Below are 11,379 nucleotides of genomic sequence, written 5' to 3' on the forward strand. Positions count from 1 at the left end.
GGCGCGGGGCCAGCGGCCTCCGTGTTGCCGCTCATGGCGCGCTTCACCATGGCGATGCGGCTGCGGAACTGGGGCTGGTACTGGCTGTTGAGGTAGGCACCGGCCGCGTCACGCGCGGTCTCCAGCGCCTTCTCCATCTGACCGACCTCCTGGTACGACTGGGCCAGCAGCAGCATGGCGTAGTCACGCGTCTTGGAGCTGCGGTCTCCCTCGACGAAGCGCGCCAGCAGCGGCACGGCCTTGTCGTGCTTGCGCAGCTGGTTGTACGCGGTGCCCAGGAAGAAGGACGCGTCCAGCGACTGCTCCTGCGGCGGGTTCATGGCCAGGAAGCGCTCCATCTCCGAGACGACCTGGTCCATCTCGTTCTTGCGGAAGGCGATCTTGCCGCGCTCGAAGGCGGCGTCGCCCGTCTCGCGGCGCAGGGACGTGGCCCGGTCATTGAGGGCCTGGCGCTCCAGGGTGCTCAGGCGCGAGGTGTCGAGCTTCATCAGCGCGTCGATGCCCTTGAGCCGCTCGTCACCGGGCAGCGAGGTCATCATCTTGTAGACCTCGGCGGCGCCACGCTGCGCGGTCTGGTGCGCGGAGGTGTCCGAGCGCTGCTTCTCCAGTTGGCCCGTCAGGTCCGCGACCATCTTCTCCAGGCGCTCCCGCTCACCGGTGGCACTGGAGCTGCGCGCGCTGGTGATCATCACCGCCGCACCCACCGCGATGACCGCGAACAGCACGTAGGCCGCGGCGGACGAAATCCACTGCCGCTTCTGGAAGTCCTCGTGACGCTTGCCTACGGCCTTCACCTCCGCGTGGAGGTTCTTCAGCAGGTTGTCACTCTTGATGACGAGGTTGCGGGCCTCGACGACTTCGCGGCGGAGGTCCGCCAATTCCTTATCAATCTCGGTCTTCGCCTGCTCTGGCATGGACATCTTCCTGGGCCCGGTAACGATCTCGGCCGATTCGCGCATCGTAAGGAGTTCTCCCGGTCATACGGCGACAATTTCCGCACCGGAACAACACGGAGGCTCTGTCACATTTCCGGGAGCAAACAACCTTCCAATGTCCACGCCTGCTCGCTCTGCGAGGTTACAAGCCCGAGCCCGGCAGTCCGCGAGATGGCTCGGGCGGAAAAGTGTACGTCACGCCCAGGGACAGCCAGTTCCCGCCCATGCTGAACGAGCCGATCTTCACCGACTCCGGGCCCACCGGGCCGCGCAGGAACATGAACCGGTATTCGGCGGTGAGGCCCCAGCGAGGAGACAAGCGCCACGTCGTGCCCAGGACACCCGCCCAGGCCTGCGTCGTCTTCTCCCGCACCTCCTCTCCCTGTCGCGTCGAGCTGATGAGCGTGGGCCCGGTGGACAGGCCCAGGAAGGGAACGAGCCCGTACGGGCCGACTTCGGGGAGCACCGTCTGGAAGCGCAGGCCGAGCATCGCGCCGTAGGCCAGGGTGTCGATGCGTCGCTCGAAGGGCCCCTCTCCGGGCGCGCCCGGGTCGGTGACGTACAGGCGGGAGCCGGAGGCGAACAGGTCGATGCCCAGCTCCAACAGGTCCGACACCGCGTACGCGAAGGTGGCGATACCGAATGGACCACCCGCCGTCTTCTTCGCGCGCGTCAGTCCCGCGTTGGCCTCTTCGGCGTACCAGCCCTTGTAGAAGGTCTCGTTGGAGGTGACGCGCCAGCCGCCCTGCACGGTGATGCGGCCCACGCCATCCAGCGAGGTGGGCACGTCGTCGTCTTCTTCCTGGGCGAAGGCGGGGGCGGCGGACAACAGGGCGAGTGGCAACAGGAGTCGACGGAGCATCGAAGCGGGGACTCGGGGGCGAAGGTCAGGGGCGCTTGGGGCGCACGGCGATTTCGAGGAACGTCGTCCGCTGGCGGCGCAGCGAGGCGACCAGACAGCGGACGACACACAGCGCGCCGAACTCACGGAGCACCACGCCCAGGTTGCACACCACGTCCCGCAGGGTGATGACTCCGCGCATGGGGTCGCTCCCGTTCCCGGCCGTCCATGCCCGGTCCGCCGCGTGTGCTACAGGCGTGTGGCGCACCGTAGCAGCGGCCTCCCACGGGTCAATTTTCCGGCCTCGCAAGGGCGCGGAGGGACTGGGAGATTTCCCTTCAGCGGGCGCGGCGCTCCAGCTCCAGCAGGGGCATCTCCAACACCACGACGGTGCCGTGGATGCAGGGCGGGTGGAAGTCGGCCCTGTCCAGCTCGCCCAACAGCGCGCGCAGTTGCGCGTCCGTGAGCGGCACGGCGCCGGCCTTGCGCGCGGCATGGCACGCCATCACCCGCACGCCCTCCGCGAGCGTGACGGAATCCAACGCGGCGCCCTTGGGGGGCAGCGCGCGCGCGAGCGCCTCCAGGAGCGAGCGTGCATCCGCGCCTTCCAGGCCCGGGGGCACCGTCTTCAGCGCCACCGTCGTGCCGCCGAAGGGCTCCACGTCCACGCCCAGCCGCGCCAGGGCCTCGCGCCCTTCCACGAGCGCCTTGGCCACCTGCACCGGGAACTCCAACGTGGTGCCGAAGAGCGAGGGCGCGGGAGGCCCCTTCGCGTCGTCCAGCGCGCGCAGGTAGGACGTCAGCCGGGTCCGCTCCAGCGCCGCGTGAGGATCCAACACCACCAGCGTGCCGCCGGGTCCTTCGCACAGGTGGAAGCGTCCGCCGAGCAGGCCCATGGGGCGCAGCGCGGCGAAGTAGCCCGGCGGAGGGGCCTCGTTGAGTTGGGGCTGGGCCTCTCCGAACGCGGGCGGGCGCCCCACCGCGCCAAAGGGCAGCGGCGAGGGAATCCCGACCATGGGCCCAGGTGCGCCGGACAGGGGGCTCCCGGCCGAGTCCATCGTGGTGGGCAGCGGCGCGCCCCAGGAGGCCTCCTGCGCGCGGGTGAGGAAGCGCTCCACGGCGTGCGCGTAGTGCGCGGCGTCGCGGGGCTGATTCCCGCCCGGGCCATTCGGGTCCGCGCCCGCGCCCAACCACGGAGCGGCGCGCAGCATCCGATTGAGCGCGGCGCTGATGGCCTCCTGCACGCCCCGCGCGTCGGAGAAGCGGACCTCCAGCTTCTGCGGGTGCACGTTGACGTCCACCGCGATGGGGTCCACGTCGATGTGCAGGACGACGACGGGCTGTCGGCCCGCCGCGAGAAAGTCCTGGTAGGCGCGCTGGATGGTGCCGATGAGGCCCCTGTCCCGCACGTAGCGGCGGTTGACGAAGGTGTAGAGGCCGCGCGCGTTGGGGAAGGTGAACTCGGGCGAGGCCGCGTAGCCGGTGACGCTGACGCCCAGCCGGCGCTCCTCCACGGGGAACAGGTGCGGGTGGGCCGCGGGGCCCAGCGCGGCGGCGATGCGCTCGCGCGGGTCCTCGGGACAGGCGGCGCTGGAGAACAGCTCGTTGCCCTCGTGGGTGGCGAAGAAGCCCACCTCCGGGTTGGCGAGGGCCAGGCGGACGACGGCCTCTTCGGCGTGCTTCAGCTCCGTGTCGCCCCGACGCAGGAACTTGCGGCGCGCGGGCACGTTGAAGAAGAGGTCCTCCACGGTGGTGACGGTGCCGGTGCGCGGCGGGGCGTCCTCGATGAGCGGGTCCACCCCACCCTCCAGCGACACCCGGGTGCCCACGTCCGCGCCCACCTCCGCGGTGTGGAGGGAGAAGCGGGACACGGAGGCGATGGCGGGCACGGCCTCACCCCGGAAGCCCATGGAGTCGATGTGGAAGAGGTCGTCGAGCTCCCGCAGCTTGCTGGTGGCGTGACGCTCCAGACACAGCGTGGCGTCGTGGCGGCCCATGCCGTGTCCGTCGTCGGACACGATGATGCGGTCCACGCCCCCACCGGCCAGGTCGACGCGGATGGTGCTCGAGCCCGCATCCAGCGAGTTCTCGACCAGCTCCTTCACGACGGACGCGGGGCGCTCCACCACCTCACCGGCGGCGATCTTGTTGATGAGGACGTCAGAGAGACGTGCGATGCGAGCCATGGCAATCGTCCACCCTCCGCCACGGAGCGGACGTTGTCCAGCAAACCAAGACGGGTGCAGGCTGACATTCCCAGGCGGCTGGGCTAACAGGAGACCTTGGGTATGGACGTGTCACGACCAGGCAAGGGGCGGTTGCGCGTCGCGGTGACCGGAGCCAGCGGCGAGTACGGGAAGCTGTTGCTGCCCCGGCTCGAGCGGGATCCCGACGTGGAGAGCATCCTCGTGCTGGACGTCGCGCGTCCAGAGGGTGCGAAGGTGGAGTTCCACCAGGTGGACCTCACCCGGCACGACGCCGAGAGCGAGCTCACCGACGCATTGGCCGAGCGCCCCGTGGACGCGCTCTACCACCTGGCGTTCCTCTTCGGCCCCATCCGCAACGGCTCCCTGGCGCACGAGCTGGAGGTCATCGGCACCATGAACGTGCTGACGGCGGCGGGCCGGGCGAAGCTGCCCAGGCTGGTGGTGCCGTCGATGACCGCCGTCTACGGCGCGCGGGGGAACAATCCGGCGCTGATGCGCGAGGACTCGCCGCTGCAGGGCTGTCCGCTCAGCCGCTTCGTCACCGACAAGGTGGAGGTGGAGGGACAGGTCCGAGCCTTCCGCGAGCGGCACCCGGACATGCGCGTGCTGGTGCTGCGCTTCGCGCCGGTGCTCGGGCCGACCTTCGAGAGTCCCGTCACGCGACTGCTGACGCGCACCTCGGTGGTCCCCACGCTGCTGGGGTTCGACCCGTTGTGGCAGGGGCTGCATGAGGAGGACGCGGGGCGCGCGCTGCATCTGGCGCTGCGGGCGGAGACGTCCGGGGAGTTCAACATCGTGGGCCGGGGTGTGCTGCCGCTGTCCGGCCTCATTCGACAGGCGGGTGCTCGCCCGCTTCCCCTGCCAGGGCCTTTGTTCCGTGGCGCACTCCACACGCTGGATGTGGTGGGAGCGGATACGTTGCCCGTGGCCCTTCTCGACTACATCCATTACTCGTGGGTGGCGGACGGTGAGCGTGCCGAGTCCGCCCTCGGCTTCATCCCCTTCCACCACGTCAGGGACGCCGCGGCGGCGCTCAAGAGGAGCTAGAGATGGCCAAGGGTGTCCTCGGGAACGATCCCTTCCAGCGCGGAGCCGCCGCTCGCGATGGCGCGAAAGCGAAGCCCGGCACCCAGGCGAAGCAGGACCGCTCGCCCTCCGAGCGCGAGACCTCCGACGACAAGAAGGCCACGTCCGCACGCGCGGCCCACGCCGGCAATGGCAATGGCACCTCGGACAAGGGCCGAGCGAAGAAGCCCACCCGCGGGAAGCCCGCACCCGCGAAGTCGAAGGGCGCGCCGTCGGCGACGGGAGCGAAGCAAGGCACGTCCGCGCGGGGCGGCGCGAGTGCGCAGGCCAGCGTCCCCGTGAAGCACGGCAAGGCGAAGCACGAACAGGGTTCTCACTCAGGGAAAGCACCGGCCCGTCCGGAAGGAGCCCAGGGACAGTCCCGTGCGAAGGTTGGCACGAGTGCGTCCACTGCCAGGCCCTCTTCGCCAGACTCGACCAAGGTCGAGCCCGCCGCGCTGAAGAGACAGTCCGGCGCGAAGGTGTCCACGGCCGGGCCTTCCACGCCGGACTCGACTGAAGTCGAACCCCTGCGCGAGCCCGCAGCTCCAGTGACTCCGCGCGAGCCTCCACCCGCGCGAGCCCCCGCCGTGGCCAACAAGAGCGGCGAGCGGACGCCCCAGCAACGAGAAGTGGACCACGCCCTCGCGGAAGCCCTCGCCGCCGAAGTGGCCGAGGTCACCGCGAAGCACGCCGTGGACGTCGCGATGGACCGCCGCGACGGTTCGGACGAGCCCGTGGACAGACTCCTCGCGACGGAGCTGGCCACCGAGCTGGCCGGGGCCGCGGTGGAAGAGGTCCTGGACCACAGCCCCTCCTCCCGCCGTCCGGAGCGCGAGCGCGAACTCGCCGCCACCGTGGCCGAGCAGGTCGCCGAGAGCGCCGCCGAGCTGGCCGTCGTGGAAGTGATGAATCGCCGCGACAGCGCCCCTCGCGCCAGGGACGCCCTGGAGGAACGCGCCGCGAACAACACCCTGGACGAGGGCGACACCGAGGAGCGCTCCAATCTCGACGCGCCCCATGAGTACCTCGCTGGCGCCGTGCTGGAGCTGTCTGACCTCGACGAGACGCCGGACGAACCCGACGACGCGTGGGAGCGGTCCGCCCTGCCCCTCTCGAAAACCCGCTCCTCCCCGGAGCCGGAGGTGGAAATGCCAGACGCGACGCGCGACGAGTTCCCTCCCAGCCGCCGAGGCCCCCTGTCCCTGGTGTCCACCTCCGGTGACGAGCACGCGGCGCGCGACGCATCGTCCGTTCCAGACGGCCCTCGCCCGCTCGCACAGCGCGCCACCGGCATGCTGTCCCTGGCCAGGGAGATCGCCGGACAGGCCCTGGCCAGTGAGGGCCTGGGCCGCGCCTGGGGCGCGATGAACGGCATGCTGGACGCCGTGCGCGCCGGTTTGGGCACGGGCGGAGGCTCCCACCTGGACGAGTACGGCAAGGACCCCTCGCTCGTGCAGCGACTGGAGCCCGTGCTGGATTTCCTCTATGGCCAGTACTGGCGCGTCGCCGCCCAGGGCACGGACCACATCCCCCGGGGCGCGGTCATCCTCGTGGCGAACCATTCGGGCGCCCTTCCCTATGACGGCCTGGTGATGTCGCTCACCCTGGCCCGCGAGCGCCCCGACCTGCGTGAGTCGCGCTGGCTGGTGGAGGATCAGATCTTCCACGCGCCCGTGCTGGGCACCCTCTTCAACCGCCTCGGCGCCGTGCGCGCGTGCCCGGAGAACGCGCTGCGGTTGCTCGACGAGCAGCGCCCGCTGGTGGTCTTCCCGGAGGGCTATCAGGGTCTCGGCAAGCCCTTCGCGGAGCGCTACCGACTCAAGCGCTTCGGACGCGGCGGCTTCGTGAAGCTCGCCCTTCGAACTGGAGCGCCCATCGTTCCGGTGGCCATCGTCGGCGCGGAGGAGACGTCGCCCCTGCTCGGGCGCATCCCCGCGGGCTTCCTCGGGCTGCCCTACGTGCCGCTCACACCGCCGGGCCCCCTTCCCGCGAAGTGGAGCATCCGCTTCGGCGAGCCCATCGCCATGGACGGCCTCTCTCCCGAAGCCGCGGATGACCTGGGCGAAGTGGGTCGCCTCACCGAGCGCACGCGCGAAGCCATCCAGGGGATGATCCACACGCTGCTGCGGGAGCGCCGCTCCGTCTTCGCCGGCTGAGCCGAACCTCGGGCCGCCGCCTCAGGCGATGACGCGGTTGCGGCCGCCCGTCTTCGCCTCGAAGAGCTTCTCGTCCGCCGCGCGCACCAGGTCTCCGGGTTCGCGGTGGTGAGGGTCCAACACCGCCACGCCCAGGGAGATGGTGACGGGGATGGGCTGGCGATCGAACTCGAAGCGCTGCTTCTCCACCAGGCGCCGCACCTTCTCGGAGAGCTGTCGCGCGCCCACCAGGGCGACCTCGGGCAGCAGGATGGCGAACTCCTCTCCGCCATAGCGCGCGAAGACGTCCTCACGCCGGATGCGCGTGCGCACCGTGGACGCCAGTTGCTTGAGCACCGAGTCCCCCGCCAGGTGCCCGAACTTGTCGTTCACCTTCTTGAAGTGGTCGATGTCCACCAGCACCAGCGACAACACGCGCTCGTAGCGGCGGCTGCGGGAGATTTCCCTATCCAACTGCTCGTCGAAGTAGCGGCGGTTGTAGATCTGCGTCAGGCCGTCCATCGTGGTCAGCCGGTAGATCTCATCGTGGTACGCGGCCTCGATGTTGCCGCCCGCGATGTACTTGAAGATGGTGCGGCCAATCTTCACCAGGTCGCCGTTGCGCAGCTCGCGGTCGCCTTCCACCAGCTCGTCGTTGATGAACGTGCCGTTGGTGGAGCCCGCGTCGCGAATCTTCACGCCCTCGCGGGTATTCGAGATGGCGGCGTGGTTGCGGCTCACCGACTCCTGGTCGATCTGGATGTCACACTTCGACGAGCGACCAATCAGCGTCTCCTCGCCCGTCAAATCGAACTTCCGACCCAGATCCAATCCGTAGATCACCACCAGAGCCGCGTCGAGGTTGACCGGCCGGTCGGAGATCTTCGAGATGACCGTGACGACCGTTTCCTTCTGCACCGCTCCTCCAGCAACCGACCCACGAGACGCTACCACCCTGCAAATCCAGAAAGCGAATCACAGAGCGAGACTCCAGGTAGGGAATCTTCGCCCATCGACACCCAACCAGCGACGTCGTCCTCCATCCCCCGCTACGGGATGTCCACGGCCCTCGTGGCGGCGACGGGGGGACGCAGCAGCGAGCCGTCTGCGTCCTGGAGCGCGGCCACCAGCAGCACCCCCAAGCCGGAGCAGCTCGCGGGGAGCTGGAGCTGCACTTCGCCCGTCGCGGACACGGCGGAGTCGCTCACCAGGACTCCTTCACAGCCCTTGGCGCCCCCCCGTATCACGACACGAACGCGGCCGTCGGCCTCCGCGCTCACGCCGGGGCGGAAGCCGGTGACACGCACTCGCACGGCGCTGCCTCGGCTGAGCCGCTGTCCCTCCAGCTCCGGATAGAGCCACCTGACCTCCGGGCGCCCCACGTCCAGCGACGACGCCGCGCGCGTCAGGTCTCCCACGTGGTCCAACCCCGGGCCATCCGCCGCCGCCAGTCGGGAGGGCCCCAGGACATCTCGCGCATCCCTCCCCGTCACCTGGAGCACCTCCACGCGCAGGAGCGCGCGCGAGCCCAGGTGGTCGCCGAAATAGGTCCGGTCCTCCAGTCCCACGGGAACGCCCGGGACGCGGATGCCGTCCGCCACCTCCTCGGGAGATGCCAGCACCGTCCAGCGGCGCCCGAGGCGGTCGGTGAAGACGACGCGGACGAGCGTGGCGGGCTCCTCGATGTCGGCGCGCAGCTCACGCCCTCGCAGGCCCTGGGACTCGCTGGAGTCGAAGTTGTAGCGGGCGTCCTCTGGAATGGGGAGGAAGTCCACGCCCGGTTCCACGGGGCGCTCCCCGAGAGGGTCGAAGCTCAAGGCAGGCAGGTCCGCCACGACGAAGCCGGAGGCCATTCCCGCGGCGGCATCGTCTTGAGCGGCGCGGGACGTGGCCCCCACCAGGAGTCGGTAGGGCTGCCCCTCCAGGCCATGGTGCGCGGGCGCCATGCGCAGCGCGACGACGCCGGAGCGACCCAGTCGCCCGTCCGCATCCGTGTTCGGATCCGCGGGCGCGACGTTGGCGGCGGCTCCCAGGCCCAGCGGCACGAGCCCTCGCCCCGGCGCCACCACGGTGCTCAACACATAGGCCCGGTCCAGGTACGCGCCCCGATAGCGGGGAAGCTCCGGGACACGCACGGCGAAGGGGAACGCCAGTCGCACGCCCTCGAAGTCCAGGGACACGCGCTCGGAATACGTCACGGTGTCCGGCCTCGGAGTCCCCGTGTCCAGCCCCGGCGTGGGGACCAGGTGGAAGGCGGTATCTCGCGCCACGGACGAGTAGAAGCGCGGGGACAGCGGCAACAGGCGCCCCAGCGTCAGCAGTGGATCCGCGCCGGGCTCCAGCGCATTGAGGGGCAGCTCCGCCACCGGCACGCTGCCCGTCAACGCCCAGGCCGAGCGGGTGCCGCACGTCCCCGACAGGATGGCCAGCTCCGGCTCCAACACCCCGGCCAGGGAGGAATCACAAACGCCCGCCGCGCCGGGCGCGAAGGTCGGAGCTGGCGCGCCGCCCTCCAACCAGAGCGAGGTGCCCGACGGCAGGGGCAGGCGTCGCGTGCCGCCCGCGCTCACCTCCACCTCCCGCTCGAAGCCCAGCAAGGTGCCCGACGACAGCTCGGAGAAGAGCCCCGGCACCGACATGCCCGTCATGCCCAGCCGCAGCGTGGGCGTCGCGACGGTGCCGATGCGCGCCTCTGCGAAGTCCACCCGCACGCCGCCAGAGAAGTCCACCGGGTTGCGCCGCAGCGTCATCCGGACATCGCGGTGCTCCTCCACGTCATGGCGGGCCAGCGTGAGGTAGCCGAAGTCCGGGTGGAAGGCGGACAGCGCCACGGTGCCCGAAGCGGGTACCCACGCGGCGCCATCGAGCCCCGTCAGCGCGGAGGCCTGGGGCTTTCCTCCCACGTCCGCCACGGCGATGGTGGTCAGCGGCACCGGACGTCCCGTCAACTCGTCCACCACCAGCACCCTCACCCCACCCTCCGGCACGTCCGGACTCAACACCGTGACGCGGGCACGGCAGACAACAGAGCCGACCCGCGCCTCCACCACGTCGCGCTCGGTGCCGGACGCCTTCAGCGTGAAGGCCGCACGGGCTCCGCTGCCACCGCCCGTCACCATCGGCGACAGGGCGGACCACGTCGTGCCCTCGTGCGGCACCACGGGCTGTCCCGCGGCGTCCTTCACCCACACGCCAAAGACGACGGACATCCCCGGGCTGCCCACGACGACCTCCGGAGTCACCTGGCACGACGCGGCGACCTCCTTGGCCGGGGGAGCGACACACGCTCCGTTGCGGCAGACCTGATCCCCGTCACAGTCCACGTCCGTGGCGCACAGCCCCACCACGCACCGGTTCATGTCGCACTGACAGCCCATCGGGTTGTCGCACATCGCCAATGCGTATTGCTGGCGCCGGTCCTCCTCACAGTCGGAGCGACTCCGACAGGCGGGCTCACAGCGGGACTGCGCGGTGTTGCAGAAGAAGAGCGCCGGATCCGGGCAGTCCTGGTCCACCGCGCAGGGCCCCGGCAGCGGCTTGTTGTCGCCTGGGATTCCGAAGGGCGTGTCGGAGCTCATCCCGCAGCCGGCCAGCGCCCCCAGGGCACACACGAGGGCTGTCAGCAGGAGGGGACGAAGCGAGGGGCTCATACGGTGCGGCTCCCGGGGGGCGGAACGCCCAAGACCATACAGGTACGACGCGCGTCGCGCGACGGCGCGCGAGGGCCCTGAAGCCCTCTCGCTGGACACCGTCGGACCCGGCCGCCCGCTCTTCGCCCTCGTCACGCAACAGGAGGTTGGCTTTCAGGTTCTCACGAATCATCATCGCGCGCGATGGCCCGTGGCGAGCCCAAGTCCCTGGAGAGTCTGCTACCCCGCGTCCTGGCTCGCCTCGCGGGTGAGTCAGGCCGGGGGCATGCCCTGACACCCGTGTGGGCCGCGGTGGTGGGAGCACACATCGCCCGCCATAGCGCTCCCCGAGCGCTGGAGGGTGGCACCCTCCTCATCGCCGTCACCAGCGCCGAGTGGGCCCGCACCCTGGAGGCCGAGGCCACCTCCCTGTGCGCGCAGCTCAATGAGCGACTGGGCTCGGGCACGGTGAAGGCGCTCTCCTTCCGGTGGGACAACCGATGAAGGTCGTGCTCGCGCTGGTGGCGATGCTGGCCGCCACGCCCAGACCCCCATCCCCCGCCA

Annotated in this window: 9 protein-coding genes; 3 read left to right on the forward strand and 6 right to left on the reverse strand. The window is 70.4% G+C overall.

The genetic code is table 11. The features are described 5' to 3' along the window. The 4 genes from HUW62_RS41700 to mutL all read right to left on the reverse strand — a co-directional run. A partial coding sequence (locus HUW62_RS41700; protein ID WP_176437589.1) for a tol-pal system YbgF family protein occupies positions 1-959 on the reverse strand: 959 nt, incomplete at its 3' end. A gap of 118 nt (positions 960-1,077) precedes the next feature. After that, complete coding sequence (locus HUW62_RS41705) at positions 1,078-1,797, reverse strand: outer membrane beta-barrel protein (protein WP_163864713.1); 720 nt, start codon at positions 1,795-1,797, stop codon at positions 1,078-1,080. A 25-nt stretch (positions 1,798-1,822) separates the two neighbouring features. Beyond that, positions 1,823-1,978, reverse strand: a complete 156-nt coding sequence (locus HUW62_RS41710) for a hypothetical protein (protein WP_176437590.1) — start codon at positions 1,976-1,978, stop codon at positions 1,823-1,825. A 136-nt stretch (positions 1,979-2,114) separates the two neighbouring features. After that, the gene (gene mutL, locus HUW62_RS41715) at positions 2,115-3,962 is read right to left on the reverse strand and encodes a DNA mismatch repair endonuclease MutL (protein ID WP_176437591.1); all 1,848 of its coding nucleotides are present in this window, start codon (positions 3,960-3,962) and stop codon (positions 2,115-2,117) included. 102 nt (positions 3,963-4,064) lie between these two features. Here mutL and HUW62_RS41720 point away from each other — a divergent pair, with 102 nt between their 5' ends. Continuing rightward, on the forward strand, positions 4,065-5,030 hold the full coding sequence (locus HUW62_RS41720; protein ID WP_163864711.1) for an SDR family oxidoreductase: 966 nt from the start codon (positions 4,065-4,067) through the stop codon (positions 5,028-5,030). A 2-nt stretch (positions 5,031-5,032) separates the two neighbouring features. Continuing rightward, complete coding sequence (locus HUW62_RS41725) at positions 5,033-7,207, forward strand: 1-acyl-sn-glycerol-3-phosphate acyltransferase (RefSeq protein ID WP_176437592.1); 2,175 nt, start codon at positions 5,033-5,035, stop codon at positions 7,205-7,207. A 21-nt stretch (positions 7,208-7,228) separates the two neighbouring features. On the opposite strand, the gene HUW62_RS41730 is transcribed toward HUW62_RS41725, so the two are convergent. Then, positions 7,229-8,104: a GGDEF domain-containing protein gene (locus HUW62_RS41730; RefSeq protein WP_163864709.1), complete on the reverse strand. Its 876-nt coding sequence runs from the start codon at positions 8,102-8,104 to the stop codon at positions 7,229-7,231. Positions 8,105-8,235: 131 nt separating this feature from the next. Beyond that, positions 8,236-10,836, reverse strand: a complete 2,601-nt coding sequence (locus tag HUW62_RS41735) for a carboxypeptidase regulatory-like domain-containing protein (protein WP_163864708.1) — start codon at positions 10,834-10,836, stop codon at positions 8,236-8,238. Between the two features lie 183 nt (positions 10,837-11,019). Here HUW62_RS41735 and HUW62_RS41740 point away from each other — a divergent pair, with 183 nt between their 5' ends. Continuing rightward, positions 11,020-11,319, forward strand: a complete 300-nt coding sequence (locus HUW62_RS41740) for a DciA family protein (RefSeq protein WP_163864707.1) — start codon at positions 11,020-11,022, stop codon at positions 11,317-11,319. The last annotated feature ends 60 nt before the right edge of the window (positions 11,320-11,379 follow it).

Origin of the sequence: Myxococcus sp. AM011, from assembly GCF_013372595.1 — a bacterium.
Taxonomy (GTDB): Bacteria; Myxococcota; Myxococcia; order Myxococcales; family Myxococcaceae; genus Myxococcus; species Myxococcus eversor.